Annotated in this window: 25 protein-coding genes and 1 pseudogene; 8 read left to right on the top strand and 18 right to left on the bottom strand. The window is 51.4% G+C overall.

Annotated features, from left to right (window positions below; all coding sequences use genetic code 11):
• Positions 1-428: 428 nt before the first annotated feature.
• From OGV85_RS06505 to OGV85_RS06565, 13 genes and pseudogenes are all read right to left on the bottom strand, one after another.
• Positions 429-783: pseudogene (locus OGV85_RS06505) on the bottom strand (DNA polymerase III subunit theta).
• A 171-nt stretch (positions 784-954) separates the two neighbouring features.
• Entirely contained in the window at positions 955-1,146 is a 192-nt protein-coding gene (locus tag OGV85_RS06510) for a hypothetical protein (protein WP_057064198.1), read from the bottom strand.
• Positions 1,147-1,159: 13 nt separating this feature from the next.
• Positions 1,160-1,570, bottom strand: coding sequence for a hypothetical protein (locus OGV85_RS06515; RefSeq protein ID WP_057064197.1), 411 nt, complete (start codon positions 1,568-1,570; stop codon positions 1,160-1,162).
• A 48-nt stretch (positions 1,571-1,618) separates the two neighbouring features.
• Positions 1,619-2,047 carry an antirestriction protein gene (locus OGV85_RS06520; RefSeq protein WP_286553306.1) on the bottom strand — a complete coding sequence of 143 codons (429 nt, stop codon included), beginning with the start codon at positions 2,045-2,047 and terminating at the stop codon, positions 1,619-1,621.
• A 398-nt stretch (positions 2,048-2,445) separates the two neighbouring features.
• Positions 2,446-3,225, bottom strand: a complete 780-nt coding sequence (locus tag OGV85_RS06525) for a YubG family protein (protein ID WP_057064195.1) — start codon at positions 3,223-3,225, stop codon at positions 2,446-2,448.
• A 52-nt stretch (positions 3,226-3,277) separates the two neighbouring features.
• Positions 3,278-3,697, bottom strand: a complete 420-nt coding sequence (locus OGV85_RS06530; protein ID WP_057064194.1) for a DUF1380 family protein — start codon at positions 3,695-3,697, stop codon at positions 3,278-3,280.
• A gap of 44 nt (positions 3,698-3,741) precedes the next feature.
• Positions 3,742-3,963: a YubE family protein gene (locus OGV85_RS06535; protein ID WP_057064193.1), complete on the bottom strand. Its 222-nt coding sequence runs from the start codon at positions 3,961-3,963 to the stop codon at positions 3,742-3,744.
• Positions 3,963-4,643, bottom strand: a complete 681-nt coding sequence (locus OGV85_RS06540; protein ID WP_057064192.1) for a DNA methylase — start codon at positions 4,641-4,643, stop codon at positions 3,963-3,965. Before OGV85_RS06540 ends, OGV85_RS06535 begins: the two co-directional genes overlap by 1 nt.
• 376 nt (positions 4,644-5,019) lie before the next feature.
• Positions 5,020-5,367, bottom strand: a complete 348-nt coding sequence (locus tag OGV85_RS06545; RefSeq protein ID WP_057064191.1) for a hypothetical protein — start codon at positions 5,365-5,367, stop codon at positions 5,020-5,022.
• Between the two features lie 32 nt (positions 5,368-5,399).
• Positions 5,400-6,335: a DUF1281 domain-containing protein gene (locus tag OGV85_RS06550; protein ID WP_057064190.1), complete on the bottom strand. Its 936-nt coding sequence runs from the start codon at positions 6,333-6,335 to the stop codon at positions 5,400-5,402.
• Positions 6,336-6,804: 469 nt separating this feature from the next.
• Positions 6,805-7,134, bottom strand: coding sequence for a hypothetical protein (locus OGV85_RS06555; protein ID WP_057064189.1), 330 nt, complete (start codon positions 7,132-7,134; stop codon positions 6,805-6,807).
• A 1-nt stretch (position 7,135) separates the two neighbouring features.
• Positions 7,136-7,510, bottom strand: coding sequence for a plasmid partitioning/stability family protein (locus tag OGV85_RS06560; RefSeq protein ID WP_057064188.1), 375 nt, complete (start codon positions 7,508-7,510; stop codon positions 7,136-7,138).
• A 5-nt stretch (positions 7,511-7,515) separates the two neighbouring features.
• Positions 7,516-8,469 carry a plasmid segregation protein ParM gene (locus tag OGV85_RS06565; RefSeq protein WP_057064187.1) on the bottom strand — a complete coding sequence of 318 codons (954 nt, stop codon included), beginning with the start codon at positions 8,467-8,469 and terminating at the stop codon, positions 7,516-7,518.
• A gap of 291 nt (positions 8,470-8,760) precedes the next feature.
• Between OGV85_RS06565 and umuD the strand changes: the two genes are divergently transcribed.
• The 3 genes from umuD (at position 8,761) to repE (ending at position 11,655) form a co-directional block, all read left to right on the top strand.
• A complete protein-coding gene (gene umuD / locus OGV85_RS06570) occupies positions 8,761-9,183 on the top strand; it encodes a translesion error-prone DNA polymerase V autoproteolytic subunit (protein WP_057064186.1) in 423 nt (140 codons plus the stop codon).
• Positions 9,183-10,457: a Y-family DNA polymerase gene (locus OGV85_RS06575; RefSeq protein WP_057064185.1), complete on the top strand. Its 1,275-nt coding sequence runs from the start codon at positions 9,183-9,185 to the stop codon at positions 10,455-10,457. The genes umuD and OGV85_RS06575 overlap by 1 nt, the downstream gene beginning before the upstream one ends.
• Before the next feature lie 445 nt (positions 10,458-10,902).
• On the top strand, positions 10,903-11,655 hold the full coding sequence (gene repE / locus OGV85_RS06580; protein ID WP_057064184.1) for a replication initiation protein RepE: 753 nt from the start codon (positions 10,903-10,905) through the stop codon (positions 11,653-11,655).
• Positions 11,656-12,176: 521 nt separating this feature from the next.
• Here repE and OGV85_RS06585 read toward each other — a convergent pair.
• Both OGV85_RS06585 and OGV85_RS06590 read right to left on the bottom strand, forming a co-directional pair.
• The gene (locus OGV85_RS06585; protein WP_008322833.1) at positions 12,177-12,404 is read right to left on the bottom strand and encodes a hypothetical protein; all 228 of its coding nucleotides are present in this window, start codon (positions 12,402-12,404) and stop codon (positions 12,177-12,179) included.
• 41 nt (positions 12,405-12,445) lie between these two features.
• Entirely contained in the window at positions 12,446-13,072 is a 627-nt protein-coding gene (locus OGV85_RS06590; protein WP_008322831.1) for a ParA family protein, read from the bottom strand.
• A 219-nt stretch (positions 13,073-13,291) separates the two neighbouring features.
• Between OGV85_RS06590 and OGV85_RS06595 the strand changes: the two genes are divergently transcribed.
• Positions 13,292-14,578, top strand: coding sequence for a DUF1173 family protein (locus OGV85_RS06595; RefSeq protein ID WP_057064183.1), 1,287 nt, complete (start codon positions 13,292-13,294; stop codon positions 14,576-14,578).
• Between the two features lie 474 nt (positions 14,579-15,052).
• Here OGV85_RS06595 and OGV85_RS06600 read toward each other — a convergent pair whose 3' ends face one another.
• From OGV85_RS06600 to OGV85_RS06610, 3 genes are read right to left on the bottom strand one after another with little or no spacing between them, the layout of a single operon-like run.
• Positions 15,053-15,835: a site-specific integrase gene (locus OGV85_RS06600; RefSeq protein ID WP_057064182.1), complete on the bottom strand. Its 783-nt coding sequence runs from the start codon at positions 15,833-15,835 to the stop codon at positions 15,053-15,055.
• Positions 15,832-16,254, bottom strand: coding sequence for a hypothetical protein (locus OGV85_RS06605; RefSeq protein WP_057064181.1), 423 nt, complete (start codon positions 16,252-16,254; stop codon positions 15,832-15,834). Before OGV85_RS06605 ends, OGV85_RS06600 begins: the two co-directional genes overlap by 4 nt.
• 46 nt (positions 16,255-16,300) lie before the next feature.
• A complete protein-coding gene (locus OGV85_RS06610; RefSeq protein ID WP_057064180.1) occupies positions 16,301-16,720 on the bottom strand; it encodes a hypothetical protein in 420 nt (139 codons plus the stop codon).
• Between the two features lie 1,105 nt (positions 16,721-17,825).
• Here OGV85_RS06610 and OGV85_RS06615 point away from each other — a divergent pair.
• The 4 genes from OGV85_RS06615 (at position 17,826) to istB (ending at position 21,388) form a co-directional block, all read left to right on the top strand.
• Positions 17,826-18,089 (top strand): hypothetical protein, encoded by a 264-nt coding sequence (locus OGV85_RS06615; RefSeq protein WP_057064853.1) that lies wholly within the window; start codon positions 17,826-17,828, stop codon positions 18,087-18,089.
• The gene (locus OGV85_RS06620; protein WP_057064852.1) at positions 18,086-19,048 is read left to right on the top strand and encodes a hypothetical protein; all 963 of its coding nucleotides are present in this window, start codon (positions 18,086-18,088) and stop codon (positions 19,046-19,048) included. Before OGV85_RS06615 ends, OGV85_RS06620 begins: the two co-directional genes overlap by 4 nt.
• Before the next feature lie 370 nt (positions 19,049-19,418).
• Positions 19,419-20,591, top strand: coding sequence for an IS21 family transposase (gene istA / locus OGV85_RS06625; RefSeq protein WP_057064851.1), 1,173 nt, complete (start codon positions 19,419-19,421; stop codon positions 20,589-20,591).
• Positions 20,591-21,388, top strand: coding sequence for an IS21-like element helper ATPase IstB (gene istB, locus OGV85_RS06630; RefSeq protein WP_001750026.1), 798 nt, complete (start codon positions 20,591-20,593; stop codon positions 21,386-21,388). The genes istA and istB overlap by 1 nt, the downstream gene beginning before the upstream one ends.
• The last annotated feature ends 106 nt before the right edge of the window (positions 21,389-21,494 follow it).

Below are 21,494 nucleotides of genomic sequence, written 5' to 3' on the forward strand. Positions count from 1 at the left end.
CTTAAACGGTGAAAAGGCACCAGAAGTGGATGAGAGCAGGGGCCCGCCGCAACGTCGGGGCGCGGCACGCGAAACGGCGTTGCGCCTTACAGCCCGGCAGCCTTACCGCCGGGGTGCGAAAAGCGCAGGAAACGGCGCGCCAGGGGCGGCGTGACCGGAACGGTCGCAGCAAGCCTGCCTTTGACTTTCGCCATCAGACCCTAGCCGTATGGCCCGAAACCCGCAGGGGTTCGGCGGAGACTGGCAGGTGCGCAGCAGCTGCCCTGGCGGAGTGGGGCTCGACGACTGGACAGCGCCAGCTGGTCAGGAGCCGAAGGGGGCCAGCACCCTGACATTTTAGATTTCAAAAACACAGGGAAGCAGCAGAAGGAACAGGAACAGGAACAGGAACAGGAACAGGAACAGGAACAGGAACAGGCAGTGTATTATCACCGGCAGGAAAAAAACCTCACACACTGGCCAGAAAAAACTATCACCCGGCATGAGAAAAATCCGGCCAGCGACAGGCAGAATGCTTCAGGACTGACGCTACTTTTTAACCTCATCCTCTTTTCTGGCATATTCCGGGGCATTTTTGTCAGGCAGCTGCTCACTGAACTGACGGTAATAGTGCAACCGCCCCCAAAAATACGCTCTGAGATGTTCAGGCAGATCTCTGACCACCAGTTCAGCGACCACCGGCATAGCCAGCCTTTCTTTATACGCCACGCCTGAAGCGACCAGGTCAATGGCCACCTTATCCTGCTCTTCTTTCGATGTTGCGGCGAGATTAAATCCGGACATCATATACTCCGACAGAAAGGGAAACCGGCGGTAAGTGTACGCCATCTGAGTCAGGGGGGGAAAAGGACGGGGAGCGGCGCGAAGCGCGGCGCGAATCCATCCTCCCGCAGGCGCCAGCCTGCAGGGTTTTTCGCGCGGGCTGACAGGCGGCATAACCGCCTGCCATCATGCTTACCTGCCCTTTCCTCCCTGTAAGATAAAGTGACCGCCGATGTACACGGCACACTGACAGGTCATGTACTCGCAGATTTCATCCACGACCTGCGCGGTTGTCAGTTCGCGCTGGTCGGCATCACGGCGGCGGGCATTAATCAGTGCTTTGTACTGGCGAAGAATTTCGCGGGTTTCCGGTTTAATATTCACGGCTCACTCCTTCTTATGCGTCGATCGCGGTCTGTAACTGGCGCATGGCGTCCAGTTCTTCAGCCACAAATGCATCTGCATTACCACCCCCTTCTTCTGCCACGGCGTACAACCGATTTAGTTCACTGCCTGCCAGTAACATTATTTTTTGCAATGCTCTGGCCGGAACGCTGACATCACGTATTGCGCGGCGCTCGTCCATCAGTTCTTCAGTGATGCCACGGACCATGCTCACATCGGCCCCCTGATCATACGTCGCATCCAGTCGCTGCATGACGCACGTAATATCGTCCTCGGACAAAGGCCATTCACTGGTCAACATGCGGATGTCCTCACGGGTAATACAGAGAACCAGCAATGCTTCATCGGATGACAGGTTATATTTCAGGAGATCGGTCATGATTTCTTTCACGGGTGCGTACATAGTTTTATCCTTTTAAAAAAGGGGCGGCATCGCCGCCCCGTCGGTTAATCAGTCAAGCGCGGCGTAAATGGCGTTGCATTCAGGGTGAAAAGCGATGTGATTCCAGAGCTGGGTATCACGCAGCATATACAGGTGAGTGAGTGCGGCGTTGCCGCAGTCGTGATGCGTCCAGCAACGGCGGTTAATGGCAAGCGAGGTCAGAATAATTCCGGCGTCGTCGGCGCTGACGGTACGATCAAACCAGTTTTCACCGTTGATCATGTGAATCCGACCGCAGTCGGGCATCATGTACCCGCCGCCGTCCTGCAGACGGATGAAATGCCAGAAACCCCCGTTGTATTCGGGCATCCACTGTTTTGCCAGGGCATACACCTGTAATTCAGCCAGCATAAAATCGGTGCCGAACATGTACGGCAGGAAAGAAAGGCGGTCGGATTCTTCGACGTTAAGGGTGTGCTGACGTGTAGCTAACTGCATGGTAAACCTCCGTAATCACATATTCCGCAACACCGGGCGGTGCCGTGCATCCAGACCAGTCGGGCGATCGGTCGGGGATACAAGGGCGCAAGGGAAGCCGCAGCCTGACGCGCACGGCAGACGGGAGCTGAAGGGTGAGACCGTGAAACCTGAGCGGTCGAACGACCGGAAGATAACGGCTGACGTGAAGGAAGGACCGGGTGACCGCCGCGTGCACTTTACCCTTGTATCCCCGACAGCCCGACTACGATGGATGCACGGCACAGCCCGCACACGACACCGGACTGACAGAGTGGAAAACCACCAGGCCACGTCACGCAGGGACGGGGCCGCCATAAAAGCGGAGCCGGCGACATCCTTCAGGGTTGATTCAGGGGGCCTCCGCCCCCTGCTGTTCGCTACACTGGCCGGATTGCTGACAGGGCATTGCAGACAAGACTGATTTCTGCGCGCGCTTCTGCCATGACCTCATGTAACAGGGTTAAATCCATCCACCGGCGCGGAGGCTCCCCGGGAATACGCAGCACATCACACATCTGGCCACATGCCAGGATTTGATCCACTTTGTCACTGATAACAAAGAACTCCACGGCACTGTAACGCGCCCCTTTGTTCAGGATAGCATCGAGCACCACCGGTAGCCTGTCGTCATCGTCGTCCAGCCAGCAGGGCAAATCGTTTTCCTTCACCACCAGACGGAAATTTCGGGTCTGCCGGTAAAACAGCGTTTCCCCGCGCGTGGTCAGCGCTGCCTGTATCCGGCGTGCATCTTCCCGAACCTGCCGGGAGATATCCCGCACAGCGCGGGACAGGCAGTCCGTTACCGCCTGAATCTCCGGCTCTGTCAGCCATTCCCCGGCCCAGGGAAAAGTTATCCGTGTCCCGTCCTCCGGAAGCTGCGGGTCGTCGGCATAACGGCTGCCGGACAAAATAATCTGTGCCTGTGTTCCGGTTATTTTTGTCATGGCACGTTGCAACGCGGCGGGTACGTCACCGACACAGAGCAAAGGCAGCAGGTGAACGATATCAACTGCATCCAGACGGACATAAATGCTTATCCATCCCGGTTTGTGCGGAGCACACTGTTCAACATCGGTATGGTCGGGCCATCCATAATCAGCAATCAAATCGCGCGCACGGCGCATCACAAGGGCGTTTAAGGTGGTGGTTTCCTGCATAATGGGTTCCTCTGAACGGGATCAGTCCACGCCGCCGGGGCGGCGTGGGGATTCAGTTTTTCAGTAAGGCGCGCACTTTCGCCGTATCAGCCAGGCGGCGGGCAACGCTGTCCGGCACCGGATGGTTGTCATCCCGGGCGGTCCATTCCCTGTGCCATAACGCCTGTTCGGCGGTCATCAGCAGGGTTTCAAGCAGGTCAGCCGGCACCATCACCGCCGGAACGGCTTCTTTCACCTGATCAATCAGGTCCATCACCGCACAAGAAGGCACTCCAGAATCAAGGCGCTGGTCTTCCGGTATGGCATCTATACGCGCCAGCACCGCCTTTATGTCCTGTTCAGAAACGGCACATTCAATGCCGTCAGCCAGCCCTTCGATATCCGCTGGCGACCAGATAATCAGGGTCAGCGGGGTTTCTGCGGGATACTGCTCACTCAGCAACCGGCAGAGGGTTTCACAGGTTCCGTACATGTTTTTTCTCCGTTAATTCTGTGGGGCGGCAACGCCGCCCGTCGTCAGTCCTGAAAACTCTCGTCCAGCATGAGGATCTGATTGAATGCCTTATCCAGCAGTTCACTGGCACGGCGTAAACTTACCCCGGCGAGCCGCTCCGGTAGCCCGTCATGCCGGTAGTGATACTTTTCTTCCAGCACTTTCATGGTGGTTTTCAGGTCACATAAATTGTTTGCCAGCCCGGCAATATCGTGGCGCAGGGCCTCATGTCCGTCGTAGTTCATCACGCGGCCTCCGGATAAAAGACGTCGTTGGCGGCCGGGCGCTGCATGGCGCGCTGCACGGCTGACAGGCGGGTAATCCCGGCTTTGTGGTACTGCTCCATCAGCTCAATGCCGATATAACGGCGCCCAGCCTGGACGGCGGCCACACAGGTGGAGCCGGAACCGGCAAACGGATCGAGAACAATGGCGTTCGGGTGTGTGAAGCTCTCGATCAACGGTTGCAGGCTGGTAACAGGTTTTTCGGTCGGGTGGTGGCGGTTGCCGCTGTATTTCCAGCCCAGCACATCCGGTAACGGGTCCTGCGGCAGCGCCGGACGGCCTTTCGCCAGGATATAGGCGCATTCATGGCGATAGCCGACATAGGCCGATTTCGACGAGTAGGTTTTGGTGAAAACCAGATGCCCGACGACACTGAATCTGGCACTTTTCCACGCGGCCATGAAACGATCGACGCGGTTCCAGCCGTAGAAACTGACCGTCAGTGCGTCTTTTTTCAGGACGCGGTACATCTCATTGCAGGCGGGTTGCAGCCATTCATCAGTTTTGTCACCGGCAATACTGCGCCCGGAACGGTCACGGAACCCGACCAGATACGGGGGATCGGTGAGGATGAAATCAACGGCTCGATCCGGAAAGCCGGACATAATATCGACGCAGTTACCCAGGATAAAACGGGACATAGGGACACCTCGTGGTTACAGGGGGCATCCAGGAGGACGTCGGTACGACGTCCGTTCCCTGCTGCCCGGAGCCTGTACGCCGCGACCGGTAACGGGTCAAGCTGACCGTGGAATACCGCAGCCGTCAGTTTTTTCGACGGCAAGGATATGCCGCGAAAGCGGCTTGAAGGGCGCTCCTTAAAGTGCGAGTGGATGGCGTAAAATTACAGCGACGCCGGACAGGAGCGGAAAAACCGCCCGTCCCGTGTCGGCCCGGGCGCGGCACACTGGCTCCGGGCAGTGGATATCCCCGCGCCAGGCGCGGCATGGATGAGGAGCAGCGCGACATCATTATTCCTCCCTGAAGTACCGGGCAGTCACCCTGCCCGGTATTCCGTCAGCGGGTGATATCCCGCCAGTCATTCCCCCACTCGTCGCGCAGTACCGGCGCATCCGGCGCGCCGGTCACTGTCCACGCATCGAGGAACTTCAGGCCACGCAGGATGCTGTTCTCCACGTCATCGAGCAGAACGATGCTGTTAAACCAGACCACGCCTGCGGCATATTCCCACCGATGCCGGTCATCCTCGCGTTGCAGCGATGGCCACCAGGTGCGTCCCATTTCCAGAACGCCCGCTTCGGCCTGCGCCAGGTCACTCGCGGAAACCAGGTAATACACCATCATTTCAGTGCCACCGACGTCGACACTCAGGCCAGCAAGCCAGGTATTCAGATTTAATTCCATGTTATTCCGGGCGGTTTCCCGCCCGCCTCCGGTCAGCCGCCAAAGTGCGCCACGTTGTTGATAATCCACTCCGGGCCGGTTACGTCCGGGAAACTGTCCTCATCGTCCGGGTCAGCTTCGCCCCACTCCAGCTCGTCAGTGATGTACAAGTCCGTTTCGCCACTGACGTACCGGGCATAACCGCAGTAATTGCAGCCCTGCTCTGCAAACCAGTGCTCCACCTCCCCGCCATACCGCTGACTGAGTTCAGCCACAACGTCCTCGCCAACCGGACTCCAGGGGGTGTCAAAATCCACCGTCAGCGTGTTCTCTCCGGCGAAACAGATATTTGCCTCATAGCCAACTGGCCACTTGCAACCGTACCGGGTCAGATAGTGGTCATATGACGACGGGACACCCGTCAGCAAACCACCGTTAAAGCCGTTCACCTCGATATTCAGACGCGTCGGCAGGACATCACGCAAATCCACTGGCTCTGCGGCAAACAAATCATCACCAGCATCGCACAGGCTGTTCCACCATTCCTCCACCGGCGCAGGCCGGAAACTGTTTCCCCAGTCAAAAGATTTTTGCTTGTACAGCTGCAGGATGACTACCTGTTCCGGTTCACTGAGGGTAGCCCAGCGGGCATGCCCGATATGGCTGTCCAGCCAGCACTGATGCAGCTTCTGGCAGGTTTCCACATCCAGCACAGCTCCGGCCATAAACATCGCCAGCCAGTCGCTGTATGCCTGGACTGAAGGCCGGTTGTCTGCAGCCGCACCGTAAGAAACCAGTTGCGGATATGGCGCGTAATGTTGCTCTGTCAGGGGGCGCAGTATCCCCGCGCAGCCTGCAAGGAAAAGCTGAATACCTTCTTTTCTGGCGCGGCGATGCAGAGACAACTCACCTCCGGCAATCCACGTTTTGAGGGCATCACTGTTTTGAATACCACTGAACATCAGTCGGTTGGCACACCAGTTCGGCATGGGAAGCTCCTTACACAGTCAGGGTGGGCAGGAGGCATCACCGCGATACCGTTCCCTGCCGCACGCTGCCTGTTCGTCGCGTCCGGTAACGGGTCAACGCCGACCGTGGAATACCGCAGCCGTCAGTTGTTTCGACGGCCAGGATATGCCGCGAAAGCGGCTTGAAGGGCGCGCCTTAAACTGGCGAGGGCATGGCGTACAATCACAACGACGCCGGGCCTGAGCGATAAAGAAGCCCGTCCCGTGTCCGTCCGGGCGCGGCACACTGGCAGCGGGTGGCAGGCTGATTCCGGCAAGAAGAACATCAGTGAGGGAGCGAAAGAGAGTTGTTATGACACGAGCCCTGTCCACAGTTAAGGGAGGAAAAGTCTGTGGATAAGCTGGACACAGCACGCTGTATTACAGGTGCAATGCCCACATGAGGGAGTTGTATTTTTTTTGCGCAAAAACAGAGGGTGGGAAATACTGACTATTTTGTCAGTCCCAGCTTTTTCATGTATTTAATGACGGATTCAGGTCGCCGCTGGTATTCACTGGCGAAACTCCCGACATCGAAACTTGATGAACCAGCCTGTTCAATAAGGTGCTGAATTTCAGCCTCTTCCCAGGGGCTACCATGTCGTGGACAGGTGTGCTTATAGCCAGCTCCGGGCGAAGACATCTTTATTAGACTGGATTGAATTTCAGACAGCGTCTGATGTTCAATATCCTCAATAAGCCCGAGCTCCTGTATCTCCCGGACGTTCTTCAGGAACTGGCGGATAAGCTTTCCATGTTCTCTGGCATCAACCACCGGCATTTTAGAATAACCCTTTTGCATTGCTGCGGGTTTCATCTTCAGCATTGGGGGTTTGAGAGGATAAATTAGTCTCAGTCCGTTCAGCTGGTACATTTTCCTTTATCCTGCCCTGTAAAAGCGCTTCGACTTCACGAGGGTAAACCGCTTTAAGCAGCTGCATCAGATCGTCAAACGATGTATTCCTGTTCAGTAACTCGCTGAACAGGAACGGAAGACGCTCATCCTGCTTTCCAAAAGCAAACCCTGTAAGCAGCGCGGCGCGCCATAAACGTCCCCTTTCCCCCTGGGGTGTTTCATCTGTTTTCTGGCAGACAAAACGGTCCGCTTCGTTGGTTTCAGGATTCAGGTAAAACGTGATTTTGCGTCGCGTATCCATTGTTTTTATCCAATAAGGTACATGCCGTTAACGAGATCAAATTGGGATGAACGAGTTTTATAAAAGCGTTCTTCCCTGACCCCACAGTGTTTCTTCACATGATCGGCGATCAATTCAGCACCTCCGCCGATAACCATTACATGGGAGTATCCCTCAAAGCGGTTGATGGCTTCAATAACCCTGTTAACAAGTCGGTGGTGAGCGTTCTCAATCGCTTCACGAACCAGTTCAATTCGTGACGTGTCATTGATACGTGATGAGAGATAAGAAGCATCGTTACGATGAATGATAATATCGTCAGCCAGATAGCTACTCCCTTTGGTTCTTGCCACGGACAGCGCCTCTTTTACCGCACCGGTGATCAAGGATACACCGAGGGTTGAATCACCATAAATACGCGAAATCCCTCGCATTTTCCCCATAACCTGAGAAATATCAAGCGTGGTTCCCCCCAGATCAACAATCAGGAGTGAATCCAGTTCGTTAAGATTTTTTACCACCTCAAAACCTGCTGGGATGGACTCGGGCATAACCTCGACATGCTTAATGGTGAAAGTCTTGCCACCATTAAGTTCGACCGGTCGCAGCAGATTCGCTTTTTTACGTTCAATGTTTGCCTTATTAGGCTGGTTATTTTTATCGTAATACTCAGATAAAGGCAGGCTCACTACCACATCGACTTCACAAGGTTCGATCCCGCTGTTAAGCAACGCATGGTGAACGGCAACAACATTCACATCGCTGTATTGCCAGGCGACGTTCGTGGTAACCACAGCATCAGGGCTGATAGGATCAAAAGAGTATTGCTCACCATTCAACATATAGTTGAACGCTTGTTGTCCACCAAATGCAACAGCCCATTCACGCTTAAAGCTGTTAGGGCTGATTGACTGCCTGACCTCATCATCCTTCCACTGAAGTTTGATATTAGTTGATCCGTCATCGATATAAATTTTCATTGAATGTCACCTGGGTAGTTGAAAACGCCTTAGAGAACAAAAAGAGATGTATTAGAGAACTATTGGTGAATTATACATAAACAACAGCCCCTATCAATAAGAAAAGAACACTGGTTGAGATAAATTAGAGAACAATTTATGCAAGTAAAGAGATGTCGGATCTGACGCTGAGCAAAGAAATATTCATCGCGAATACAACATGATGAAGCCGTCGGCATACAGAACACTTGCGAAAAAGAAAAAAGAAGAAATTATACTGTATATAAAAACAGGTATTTTAAGAGGTATGCCGTGTTACTTTTTCTTGCTCCCGAACAGGAGCCGGTGCAGTCCACTGCTCCGCTGTTCACCGAACGTTGCCCGGCGGGTTTTCCGTCGCCAGCCGCCGATTACACGGAGGAGGAACTTGACCTGAATGCCTATTGTATCCGGCGTCCGGCTGCAACTTTCTTCGTCAGGGCTATCGGGGATTCGATGCGGGATATGGGTCTGCATTCCGGCGATTTAATGGTTGTCGACAAAGCTGAGAAACCCATGCAGGGGGATATTGTCATCGCGGAAACAGATGGCGAGTTCACCGTTAAGCGCCTGCAGCTGAAGCCCCGTATCGCCCTGCTGCCGATGAATCCAGCCTACCCCACGCTTTATCCGGAAGAACTGCAGATTTTCGGGGTGGTGACGGCTTTTATACACAAAACCCGGAGCACAGACTGATGTTTGCTTTGGCTGACGTTAACAGTTTTTACGCGAGCTGCGAGAAAGTATTTCGTCCCGATTTGCGTGACAGGCCTGTGGTGGTTCTGAGTAACAACGATGGTTGTGTAATCGCGCGCAGCGCTGAAGCGAAACGGCTGGGCATAAAAATGGGAGTGCCGTGGTTTCAGCTGAAGTCGGTAAAATTTCCGGAGCCGGTCATCGCGTTCTCCAGTAATTACGCCCTCTACGCCTCCATGTCGAACAGGGTCATGGTTCATCTGGAAGCGCTGGCGCCACGCGTTGAGCAGTACTCCATTGACGAGATGTTCTTGGATATTCGCGGTATTGACAGCTGCATCGATTTCGAGGATTTCGGCCGGCAGCTGCGTGAGCACGTTCGTTCCGGCACGGGGCTGACCATCGGCGTCGGAATGGGACCTACGAAAACCCTGGCGAAGTCAGCACAATGGGCTTCCAAAGAGTGGCCACAATTTGGCGGCGTACTGGCGTTAACGCCGGGTAATCCCCGCCGTACAGAAAAACTGCTGTCACTGCAGCCGGTGGAGGAAATCTGGGGGGTGGGTCGCAGGATCTCAAAGAAGCTGAACACAATGGGGATCACCACAGCACTGCAGCTGGCCCGCGCGAATCCAACGTTCATCAGGAAAAATTTTAATGTGGTTCTGGAGAGAACGGTCCGGGAACTCAATGGAGAAAGCTGTATTTCACTGGAGGAAGCACCGCCCCCCAAACAGCAGATAGTCTGCAGCCGGAGTTTTGGTGAACGTGTCACGACTTATGAGGCGATGCGGCAGGCTGTCTGTCAGCACGCTGAACGTGCCGCCGAAAAGCTGCGCGGCGCGCGTCAATTCTGCAGGCATATTGCCGTGTTCTTGAAAACATCGCCGTTTGCCGTAAATGAGCCCTACTACGGTAATCTGGCCAGTGAAAAATTGCTCATCCCCACGCAGGATACACGGGACATCATAGCCGCAGCAGTGAAAGCACTGGACAGGATCTGGGTGGATGGTCACCGCTATGCAAAGGCGGGCTGTATGCTCAACGATTTCACTCCAACCGGGGTTTCTCAGCTCAATTTATTTGATGAAGTGCAGCCGCGGGAACAGAGCAAGAAACTGATGAAAACCCTGGATGGTATTAACCATTCAGGACTCGGAAAAATATGGTTTGCTGGGCGTGGGATTGCACCTGAGTGGCAAATGAAGCGTGACATGCTTTCCCCCGCGTACACTACTCGTTGGAAAGAAATACCCGTTGCGAGGATTGGATAAAGCCGTTTTTAGAAAGGAGACAGTGCTCGCCGCAGCCGAGCGACCGGGCATCGCCCGCGAGTGAGCGAGGAAGCACCAGGGAAAGGTACCTGCATGTTCAGCTTACGCCCAAAATCAAATGTTAGCCCTCTTCTTTGAGCTCTTATCCACTTATCCACCGTCATATTTTTATAAGATCTTTTTAAAATAGTTTTTAGGTTTACCTTTTTAGACCTCCTTTGAGCCCTTATGTACTGCGGGTTCCAGAGGATCCTTTGTGACAATTTGCCCTTTCATTGTGACAAATCACCCTCATTTACCCTATTGAACTGTGACTATCTGCCCTGAACCCTGTGACAAATTGCCCTCTGCGATCCATTTGAATCACAAACTTATCCCTGACTGTTGACTCTTTTTGATGAAATGTGACAATCTTAAAATCTGTCACATTTTAAATGGAACGGTCATGACGGAAGTTGCGGTAATAAACCATAAAAAGCGCAAAAATAGCCCTCGTATAGTTCAGTCTAATGAGCTTACCGAAGCAGCTTATAGTCTCTCTCGTGATCAGAAGCGTATGCTGTATTTGTTCGTCGATCAGATCCGTAAATCAGATGGCTCGCTTCAGGAGCATGATGGTATCTGTGAAATACAGGTAGCTCATTATGCAGCAACATTTGGATTAACCTCTGCCGAAGCCAGTAAGGATATACGTCAGGCGCTCAAAGGCTTTGCTGGTAAAGAGGTCGTATTTTACCGACCTGAAGAGGATGCTAACGGTGAAAAAGGGTTAGAGTCTTTCCCCTGGTTCATTAAACGTGCACACAGCCCTTCCCGAGGACTGTACAGTGTTCATATAAACCCCTATCTGATTCCATTTTTTATTGGTTTGCAGAACAGATTTACCCAATTCAGGCTTAGCGAAACAAAGGAGATAACTAATCCCTATGCTATGCGGCTGTATGAATCTCTCTGCCAGTACAGAAAACCCGATGGTTCAGGCTGTGTGTCGCTCAAAGTAGACTGGATAATGGAACGTTACCAGCTGCCGCAAAGTTATCAACGAATGCCTGATTTTCGACGCCGTTTCCTTCAGGCAAGTGTTGATGAAATCAATAGCAGAACGCCGATGCGGCTGAGTTATATAGAGAAAAAGAAAGGACGACAGACAACTCATATTGTCTTTTCTTTCAGTGATATAGTAGCAAACTCTCTCTAAATCATGAGGGCAGATAGTCACACTTTCGAGGGTTGAATGTCACACTTTCTCAGGGCAAATTGTCACAGATAATGGTGGACTCAGGGCTATTTGTCACACTTGGGATGGTTTTCAGCTCTCTGATACCCACGAAATCAAGCCTGAACCCCTATATTTTTTTGAAGGCAGATTGTCACTCTTAGCTAAGAGCAATTTGTCACACTTCTTTCAGGGCATTTTGTCACAGAAGAAATGTTAAACACTAACAGAGTAATTCTCCTGGTTGCCCTAAAGTTGAGTGCAATTTGTCACACTTTACATCCCGTGAAACCTTAAAGTGCATCATTGGGAAAAAATTAGTGGTATCTCTTTTCCGCCGAGGAAAGGGGGTGGCGTTATAAAGTTGCCTGCATTTTGCTTGTAGAGCTAGTTATCGTTCCTGTCGTTCCCCTTCTGCCAGGGATATCTATAACAGTGGAAACCTGGCATTAAGAGTTAGTCTGTGAAGTTGATTATCATTTTTTCATGAAATCATGCTTTCATTATTTCATTTTATTGCGATACATTTCATACCCAGCCATTATCATTTCAGTCATAGATATCCCCTGCTCCGCAGCATAAGCTTTCATTTCTTTGTGCTTAGAGACAGGTACTTTTATCTGGATAGGCTTCACAGAAGATTCAGGAGCTGCGCTTCGTCCTGTAACATCCAGAGTTGGTTCATCATCTTTTGGTGGATCAATTTTGATAGTACTTTTCGGGCCTTTCATAGAGAACCTCACACATAAAATGAATTAATGAAATCATGCTATCATGAATTAATTATATCATGAACCTCTTCAATCATTTGTTTTGCGAGTTCGTTTAAAGATTTAAATGATGTTTCATGTAGTGCGCGCCCGGCATCAAGGGCTTCGCCATAGCTTGTCTTAAAAGGTATAACCGTTTTCAGTACTTTGTAACCCCATGCTTTAATCGTTTCCTGAGCTTTTTCCCCCTGAGAAGGAGACGGAGATTTAGCTACAGCGAATACGATTTTGCTCTTATCAATCCCTTTTTTTATCAATTCGCGGGCTAGCTCGAGTGAAGGCTCAAGATCATCGATTGTCGTTCCTGTCGAGATAATTACCAGGTCTGATTCATCTGCTACGTCGAGCGATGTTGTCTCTGCAGCTGGACGGCCATCAATAATTAATAAATGGCAGCTGTCCTTCATTTTGACTGCTGTATCAACCCGACGGTAAAGAGCACAGTCAATTTGACTTAGTCCACTTTTTTCCCTTCGCTCAGTCCATTTGAATGATGTCTGTTGCTTTACATCCATATCAGCCAGATGAGTCTTCCATCCAGCCTCCGTAAATCCTACAGCCAGTGTTCTGGATTCGGTGCTTTTGGAACCACCACCCTTCTGACCAATTACTGATATAACCTTACCCATGATATCATCCTTTCATTAAATCATGATTTCATTATAAATGAGTTTGTGCAAATCAAACTATGACACAGAGTACTATGCAATAACAATATGAAATCATGATTTAATGATATAAGGAAAACATGAACATCATAACTATGTGAAATTGTTCACGATAACCAGTCATTAAATAATGATTTAATGATTTAATGATTTAATGACTAAAGGGAAAGGTGGGCAGGTATGAATAATTTCACGGTCAAACTGTATTTTGATAGCAAGTCATCACCCCGATTATTTGGCGCAGATGAACAAGATTCGTCTTCGATACAGACTGAATTTCAACAAGCATTGAAGAAATCACGCGACTGTAACTCGTATGCTGTCTGTTTATGTACAGGCAGAGAACTACCGCTGGCTGTGAAGTTAAAAAATGAGAAGCATCATCTGGCACGCTTCCCTCTCACTGGCAATAAACATAAGGATGAGTGTCGTTTCTATAGCCGCCTCTCACCTGAAGGTGCGCAAGGCACTTACAACAATGATGCGATCACTGAAAAGCCAGACGGCATTATCAACGTAAAGCTGGATTATGCTTTGCAGACAAAATCAGTATCTGATGATATTCCTGCAACCCCTCTGACTGGTGATGCTTCCCGTAAACGTAAAAGAGGCACAGTGTCTCTGTGCGGCCTAATGCACTTGCTCTGGGAAAATTCAGGATATAACCGATGGTTTCCAAAGATGGATGGAGTGAGGTCATCAACATTACTTGGCTTCCATCTTTGGACTCAAGCATGTGAAATTGAAATTGGCAAAACACGATTGTCAAAGGTATTGCTTACGCCTGCAGTGACCGGTTCAAGAGATAGTGCTCGGAACAGTGGGGCTGTAGAATTCGCCAGGCAGAATAAATGCAGGATGGTAGTCGTGGCCGAACTGGCAAAATACTCTGATAAATACATCTCAGGGGTAAACCGTCTGCCTGTGAAGGATTTTGCAGGTATGCCTTTTCTTGGTCTTGATACCTCCAGATGGAATTCTGCCATTGAGAGATTTCCACATGAATTCAGTGGCTGGAAAAATGGATATAAAATTTTCATCATTGCTCTGACAGATGTGCCCAGCGCTAAGTCAGCTCAGGTTCGCCAGCTTGCCATGATGATGACGAGTGAGCGCTTTATACCGCTTGATTCGCAATATGAAGGCACGATGGAACAAAAATTATACGAGTTACAGCGGTCCTTTTTTAAACCACTAAGATATGACTCTTCCGAGATGGAGTTTCATCCCGACTTTTGTCTGCTCGATGTGCAGTCTCAAAATCATATGCCTTTCCCGATTGAGGTGTGGGGGATGAAAGCCGATGCTTACATTGCTCATCGGCGCGAGAAAGAAAGATGGTACAACCGTGAATTTGGTGAGAAAGGATGGTGGTCCTGGGACGCAACCATAAGCGATAAGTTGGCTATTGATTCATCCTTCCCATCAAAGAAAATATCTGGCTACACTAACTTAATGAAAGAATGAAAGAATGAAAGAATGAAAGAATGAAAGAATGAAAGAATGAAAGAATGAAAGAATGAAAGAATGAAAGAATGAAAGAATGAAAGAATGAAAGAATGAAAGAATGAAATCATGATTTTGTATTGTTTTTTAATGACCTTCTCTTTATAAGAAGGCCTGATACTTCCAATGCAACAAAGCTTTCAAATTGTTGTACGCATGATGAAATACTTTCCCGGGCCGGTCTTAATGATGTTGATCATCGAGCCATCCTTGTTTACACCAACACACTGAAAACTATGTCTCTCGTAGCCATTGTCGTAGATGGTTTTTCCTTGCTCTAGCTTCACAATCCCGTTATCGATACAGGAAACGACCTCATTTTTTAACGAAATATCGTCGTTTTCATTTTCATTTAAGCACTCGCTGTAATATGAATGAATTTCTTCCGGATAGGTATTGTCGTCGTGAAAAGACAGAGCTATTGTTCGTTTTGGGTCAGATATTTTTTTTCAACATGGCCACCGCATCAGCTTCCGGCATCTGGAACTGAACCCTGTGGCGTGCAGCCACATCGAGTGCAAACACCTTCGTGTACACTTCCGTCGAGCTTATCGACTTATGTCCCATCAGGCTCTGCAGCACCTTCAGCGGAATACCATTGTACAGCATATGCATGGCATAGGAATGCCGGAAAGTATGTGGCGTCACCGGGACGGAGAACGTCACGCCATCGGCTGCCGCGGCATCTACCGCTTCATTCAGCCAGGTACGCACTGTGCGGTCGGTAATTTCCCAGATACGTGCCTTCTCCATTCTGCCGGTACGTTTATTGCGACGCTCGAGCGGGATTTTCAGCGTGGCCACCATCATCTCCAGCTGGCTGACGTACTGTTTATCTGAAAGCGGCACCAGACGATGCGCCTGATTGCCGGCAGGCATTCTTCCGGCTGTTCTGGCCGCCTTTTCCGCTCTCTGTTTCAGGGTTGCCAGCTGCACAAACGAATAGGGCGGAGCCAGCGAAAAATCAGCCCGCGTCAAGGCCAGCGCTTCATTGATCCGTGCGCCGGTATTCCACAGAGTGGCCAGCAGCATTTTGCGGTGCAGATCCGGCACGTAATGGAGCAGGGCGCTCACTTCCGGCGCCAGCAGATACTTCGGCAGTTCGTCCTGGACGATCGCCATCTGACGCAGGGCCAGAGCGGCCGGATAATCGATGGCCACGGGTAGCAGGATTTTTTCCTGGGCGTAAACCTGTCCGGGAATAGAAGGGTAATTCATGATACCTCGGGTGTTTCATCACTTTCTGGTGAAAACGTCTGGCACTCCACGGAGCCATGAAAAGAGTGGAACTCATCCAGCGTAACCAGCACGCGACGACCACTCTTCCGGGGAAACATTCTCCGCATCTCAGGGGTAAGCTGGTTACGTTCCCATCCGTAAGGAAAGATAATGCTGTAGTCACTTCTCTCAGGGAAAATATCAGGGCCTGCGACGATACGAGCTACTTCCTGATTCAGACGCTCTCCACGCCAGCCATAAGCTGCCAGCCGTTTGCGGATACGACCGATCGGAAAACGTTTATCAGAGTGACGGGGAAAGGTCATTTTCCCGTCCTCACCTCGTATGAGGCCAAACATATCCAGCGACTGCCGGCAGAATATTTTTCGACCGAGAAAATACCCACTCATTTTTTCCATTACAGACTCCCGGAGTAATCATTTTATCAAAGTAAGTTACGCAGACTCACAATCGAATTTTTCCAGATGCAGGAACAAGCTCATCCAGAGTGCTGGCACAAACTTCCGTCAAAATGACTTCCTCATGCTTAGCAATGATTTCGCTGACAGGAACCGAGCCTTCGAGCGTCCGGGTGTTCCTTGGGGGAGTTACAAAAATCCAGTCACCTGACATCTGAGCTCCAGCAACATTATCCTCATCGTCGCATTCTGATGGTTGCCATTCCCCGACTTCCTGTCCTTTATCATTGAGTAATACCGTGATGGTATCTCCACAACCTGAGGGCGAGTGCCGCATAGAAATATCGCCATACTCAGTCTCTAACTGGTGTGCAATCCCCCTGAGCTGGTCGAGCATTCCCATATCCACATTTAACAGGTTATTGTTGTCATCTTCTGCTTCGTTATCTCGCTGCAAATCATCCATTAATATCCCCCCGCTTATCCGGATATCAGAATCAAAATTTTTCCATTCCCGGTGTTTATTTATTGTTGAGAAATCCCGTCCTGCCCGACCTTCAGGGTGGACATGTTGTTTGTACTGGCGTGAAAGAAAGCGTTCTCATGTCAAACGGCTTCTTGCCTGCAGGCCTCAGCGTTTTTGCTGCAGTCATGTCAAAAAAGCGAGAGCCAGAACAAACAGCAGCGTCAGTATCTTGTCCTGCGTGGACAGTCCCAAAAACATCTGGATGATTCTCAGTAATAACTCACACATATCAACAAGCCCCTCATGATTCAGAATCTTTGAGGTCCGATAGTAAGGAGTTTGTACTTTGCGTATTTTGTAAAGTCCGGTAATGCCTCTGTCGAAGACTGAGCGCGCTTCCCCTGACACCGAATGAAACCATCACTCAGAGTAATCACACTCCCCGGCATAATATTTTGCCACGACCATCCTTTTCGCACGGTGCTGACTCTGTCCGGACATTTCTGTGTTAATTGATGCCGGCATTATCACCCTGAGTGACAGTACCGGGCGCATTCAGAATTTTCCCGACGCTCTTAGGAATTTTCTCACACCTGTAACACGGGTGATGATAACCATTGATGTAGTCCCTTACGAATATCATAACTCAGGTGATAATAAGTAGACGTATAACTACTGAGTTAAATTACCGGATGGCTGTTTTCGGGTGATCCGATTTTTTGCCTATTCACGACTTTCCGGAAGTGTACCACGGTCAGGGAATAAGCGAAGCGGTCTTTTCCGCCCCTGAGAACCTGGTCAGATAAAGAGGAATTAACACAACATATAGAAGATAATTCCGCTGATAGAGTGGCATATGTTGTGTTTCCTGGCCGCAGTGCGCCGGCGTGTGGAGGAAAGATCCGAGACAGCCAATTTTCGGATCTGCGCAGCGGAAAACACGCAAAGGATATGATAATCAAACCCATCGCATAAAATCATACTGAGTGTGATATTTATCATTAATCAGACAATCATACCTGATATGATGTTTACACATTGAGTACTAAATCATACTGAGTATGATTTTACACTTAAGCGGACATTATCAGACGGAGCGTGCAGGATGGATGAGAAAGAAGTGAATTTTTCACTCAGCTATGAGCAGCTGACCCGGATAGCGGAAGAACGTATCCGGGAATGCGAGCTGGACAGCCAGGGCGTTAGATATATCAGCGAATCGAGTAAGGCCAGCACCCTGCTGGGATTCTGGTATGAACTGGCGCTTACTGGTGCGCCACTGAAAAAATACGAACAAACCAAAGCGCTCATAGACGTCGATCATCAGCGTCTCAGAAAACTCATCTGGCCGGAGACGGATAAGCAATGACTCAGGCGCGCCGACCGTCACCGCTGCAGCGTCGGGTGCTGATTGTGCTGGCCGCCCTCGAGGCGAAACGTCCGGGGCCGGTGGCGACGCGGGATATTGAGCGGATGCTGGAGCAGGGCGGAGATGCCCCGGTGTATGGCCCCAACCTGCGTGCCTCCTGCCGCCGCATGGAAGCCTCGGGCTTGCTGCGCACGCTACGAGCGCCGAACCTGCAGCTGGCCGTCGAGCTGACGGACGCCGGCCGTGCGCTGGCCGCTCCGCTTCTGGCTGACGAACAGGCGCGTGTCCTGGCTGAGCAGCGCATGACGGAGGTCCGGGTTCTGCCCCTGGTCCGGATAAAGCCGGTATACGAGTCTGACAGGTTCGGTGACGACCGGCCGGTGGAGCTGGACGGTCGCTGGCACCTGGCGTGCCGGGGCGACTACGTTATCCGTCTCGACGGCACCACCTGCCTGCAGCTGTGGAACACGGCCGGGCAGGTGACGCGCCTCGAAGGCGACCCCCTGCAGGTGGCGGAGTGGTTGCAGGCCTGTCACGATGCCGGCATTGATATCCGCCTGCAGATCAACGAAAGCACCGCGCCGGAACAGGGTACACCTTCACTGAAAGGGGCTGAGTTTCCCGGCGGACAGGCTGCAGACACGACGGAAACCTGGTACCGGCACCTGCTGAGGGCACTGCGACAATACGATGTGCAGGGGCTGTCCGCCACAAACCCGGAGCACCTTAACGCAGTGAAGCCCGGCAGGCGTAATAAGGAACAACCGCTACAGGAACGTTTTCTGGCACTGGCGAAAACGGTGGAAGGGACCCCTGGTGTCCTTCGATCGGATCGGTATGAAGAGGATGCCGGCCCGCTGCTGACAGAGTTGCTGGACGGATTCGGGTTCACGCCGGACCAGGCTTCCCGGCTCATTCGCCTAATCCGCTGGCAGAACGTTTGCCGGTCCGTCAGATAAGGCCACTCACATCATGGTACAGATTAATGGGCAGCCCATGACGCACGTCGGGATCATAACAGAATGCTACCGGCCCCGAGAGGTCAGACTCCGGGAAACCAGAACCCAGTGGGTCACTGAATGTGGTCTGCGGTTCAGAAAATCCACCGGTGCAGCCGTCGGAAGCGGCGTCTGGAGTTCAAAGCGTCTTGATTTGGGCAGTATCCGGAAAATTGAACCCGGTGAATAATCACCTTGTTAACCGATGTCAGGAAGTACGTGATGCCTTATGTTAGCGCCAGTGATATAAGACGGTAAATCACCATTAGCATTGTCCGCTCCACCCAACATGTTGTTTCCTTAAGGTTCTCACACCAGAAAGGACATCAACATGCAGAGCAGAGAGGACTTTTACATGATAAAGCAAATGCGCCAGCAGGGTGCGTACATTGTCGATATTGCGACTCAGGTGGGTTGCTCTGAACGGACTGTCAGACGCTATCTCAAATATCCTGAACCGCCAGCCAGAAAGACCCGCCACAAAATGGTTAAGCTGAAACCATTTATGGATTACATCGACATGCGCCTGGCAGAGAATGTCTGGAATAGCGAGGTTATCCTCGCAGAGATAAAGGCAATGGGCTATACGGGCGGACGTTCCATGCTGCGTTACTACATCCAGCCCAAACGTAAAATGCGGCCATCAAAAAGAACGGTCCGCTTTGAAACCCAGCCAGGATATCAGCTCCAGCACGACTGGGGCGAAGTCGAGGTGGAGGTTGCCGGGCAGCGGTGCAAAGTTAACTTCGCGGTTAATACGCTGGGGTTCTCCCGCCGCTTCCATGTCTTCGCCGCGCCAAAGCAGGATGCTGAGCACACCTACGAGTCACTGGTTCGCGCCTTCCGCTACTTCGGTGGTAGTGTGAAAACGGTGCTGGTTGATAACCAGAAAGCCGCAGTACTGAAGAATAACAACGGGAAAGTGGTGTTCAACTCCGGGTTCCTGTTGCTGGCCGACCACTATGACTTCCTGCCCCGGGCCTGCCGTCCGCGCAGGGCCAGAACCAAAGGCAAAGTGGAACGGATGGTGAAATATCTTAAGGAGAACTTCTTCGTCCGGTACCGCAGGTTCGACAGCGTCACCCATGTAAACCAGCAACTGGAGCAGTGGATGGCTGAAGTTGCTGATAAACGGGAGCTTCGCCAGTTCAGACAAACACCAGAGCGGCGCTTCGCACTGGAACAGGAGCATCTGCAGCCGTTGCCGGATACGGACTTCGATACCAGCTACTTCGACATCCGCCATGTGTCCTGGGACAGCTATATCGAAGTTGGCGGCAATCGTTACAGCGTTCCCGAAACGCTGTGTGGCCAGCCGGTCTCGATACGAATATCGCTGGATGATGAACTGCGGATCTACAGTAATGAGCAACTGGTGGCATCACATCGTCTCTGCTCAGCATCGTCCGGCTGGCAGACAGTGCCGGAACATCATGCCCCGCTCTGGAAGCAGGTCAGCATGGTAGAACATCGACCACTGAGTGCTTATGAGGAGTTGCTGTGATGCATGAACTTGAAGCGCTGCTGAGTCGCCTGAAAATGGAGCATCTGAGCTATCACGTAGAAAACCTGCTGGAGCAGGCGGCTAAAAAAGAGCTGAACTACCGGGAGTTCCTGTGCATGGCGCTGCAGCAGGAATGGAACGGCAGACATCAGCGCGGCATGGAGTCACGACTGAAGCAGGCGCGTCTGCCATGGGTCAAAACGCTGGAGCAGTTCGACTTCACCTTCCAGCCGGGCATCGATCGTAAGGTTGTCCGGGAGCTGGCCGGTCTGGCGTTCGTGGAACGCTGCGAGAATGTGATCCTGCTGGGTCCTCCAGGTGTCGGGAAAACCCATCTGGCCGTTGCTCTCGGCGTGAAAGCGGCGGATGCAGGGCATCGGGTACTGTTCATGCCACTGGACAGACTGATCGCAACGCTGATGAAAGCGAAACAGGAAAACCGACTGGAGCGTCAGCTACAGCAACTGAGTTATGCCCGGGTGCTGATCCTGGATGAAATAGGCTATCTGCCAATGACCAGAGAGGAAGCCAGCCTGTTCTTCCGGCTACTGAACCGTCGATATGAAAAAGCGAGCATCATCCTGACGTCAAATAAAGGCTTCGCAGACTGGGGAGAGATGTTCGGAGATAACGTACTGGCAACGGCGATCCTGGATCGGCTGCTGCATCACTCAACCACACTGAATATCAAAGGAGAAAGTTACCGGTTAAAGGAGAAACGCAAAGCTGGAGTGCTGGCCAAAAACGCAACGCCAATCAGTGACGATGAAATGGCGGAAAGCGGACAGCATCATTAAAGAAAGCATCTAGCGGGCATGAAAATGGCAAATAACGGTCACAGATCGTGGCGTTGACAGCGTATAGCCATTAAATTTTTTCTGCTCAATCAGCTCGGTGATCTGT

Origin of the sequence: Citrobacter sp. Cf132 (assembly GCF_030333885.1) — a bacterium.
Lineage (GTDB): Bacteria > Pseudomonadota > Gammaproteobacteria > Enterobacterales > Enterobacteriaceae > Citrobacter > Citrobacter freundii.

Excerpts from the sequence above, each read along its gene's own strand:
- OGV85_RS06535 (WP_057064193.1), bottom strand. The coding sequence starts at position 3,963 with ATGAACTACGACGGACATGAGGCCCTGCGCCACGATATTGCCGGGCTG.
- OGV85_RS06550 (WP_057064190.1), bottom strand. The coding sequence starts at position 6,335 with ATGCCGAACTGGTGTGCCAACCGACTGATGTTCAGTGGTATTCAAAAC.
- OGV85_RS06590 (WP_008322831.1), bottom strand. The coding sequence starts at position 13,072 with ATGGGTAAGGTTATATCAGTAATTGGTCAGAAGGGTGGTGGTTCCAAA.
- OGV85_RS06615 (WP_057064853.1), top strand. The coding sequence starts at position 17,826 with ATGGATGAGAAAGAAGTGAATTTTTCACTCAGCTATGAGCAGCTGACC.
- OGV85_RS06515 (WP_057064197.1), bottom strand. The coding sequence starts at position 1,570 with ATGTACGCACCCGTGAAAGAAATCATGACCGATCTCCTGAAATATAAC.
- OGV85_RS06575 (WP_057064185.1), top strand. The coding sequence starts at position 9,183 with ATGTTTGCTTTGGCTGACGTTAACAGTTTTTACGCGAGCTGCGAGAAA.
- OGV85_RS06610 (WP_057064180.1), bottom strand. The coding sequence starts at position 16,720 with ATGGATGATTTGCAGCGAGATAACGAAGCAGAAGATGACAACAATAAC.
- istA (WP_057064851.1), top strand. The coding sequence starts at position 19,419 with ATGCAGAGCAGAGAGGACTTTTACATGATAAAGCAAATGCGCCAGCAG.
- OGV85_RS06595 (WP_057064183.1), top strand. The coding sequence starts at position 13,292 with ATGAATAATTTCACGGTCAAACTGTATTTTGATAGCAAGTCATCACCC.
- OGV85_RS06525 (WP_057064195.1), bottom strand. The coding sequence starts at position 3,225 with ATGCAGGAAACCACCACCTTAAACGCCCTTGTGATGCGCCGTGCGCGC.
- istB (WP_001750026.1), top strand. The coding sequence starts at position 20,591 with ATGCATGAACTTGAAGCGCTGCTGAGTCGCCTGAAAATGGAGCATCTG.
- OGV85_RS06600 (WP_057064182.1), bottom strand. The coding sequence starts at position 15,835 with ATGAATTACCCTTCTATTCCCGGACAGGTTTACGCCCAGGAAAAAATC.
- OGV85_RS06620 (WP_057064852.1), top strand. The coding sequence starts at position 18,086 with ATGACTCAGGCGCGCCGACCGTCACCGCTGCAGCGTCGGGTGCTGATT.
- OGV85_RS06565 (WP_057064187.1), bottom strand. The coding sequence starts at position 8,469 with ATGAAAATTTATATCGATGACGGATCAACTAATATCAAACTTCAGTGG.
- OGV85_RS06530 (WP_057064194.1), bottom strand. The coding sequence starts at position 3,697 with ATGTACGGAACCTGTGAAACCCTCTGCCGGTTGCTGAGTGAGCAGTAT.
- OGV85_RS06585 (WP_008322833.1), bottom strand. The coding sequence starts at position 12,404 with ATGAAAGGCCCGAAAAGTACTATCAAAATTGATCCACCAAAAGATGAT.
- OGV85_RS06545 (WP_057064191.1), bottom strand. The coding sequence starts at position 5,367 with ATGGAATTAAATCTGAATACCTGGCTTGCTGGCCTGAGTGTCGACGTC.
- OGV85_RS06560 (WP_057064188.1), bottom strand. The coding sequence starts at position 7,510 with ATGGATACGCGACGCAAAATCACGTTTTACCTGAATCCTGAAACCAAC.
- OGV85_RS06540 (WP_057064192.1), bottom strand. The coding sequence starts at position 4,643 with ATGTCCCGTTTTATCCTGGGTAACTGCGTCGATATTATGTCCGGCTTT.
- OGV85_RS06605 (WP_057064181.1), bottom strand. The coding sequence starts at position 16,254 with ATGGAAAAAATGAGTGGGTATTTTCTCGGTCGAAAAATATTCTGCCGG.
- repE (WP_057064184.1), top strand. The coding sequence starts at position 10,903 with ATGACGGAAGTTGCGGTAATAAACCATAAAAAGCGCAAAAATAGCCCT.
- OGV85_RS06555 (WP_057064189.1), bottom strand. The coding sequence starts at position 7,134 with ATGCCGGTGGTTGATGCCAGAGAACATGGAAAGCTTATCCGCCAGTTC.
- OGV85_RS06520 (WP_286553306.1), bottom strand. The coding sequence starts at position 2,047 with ATGCAGTTAGCTACACGTCAGCACACCCTTAACGTCGAAGAATCCGAC.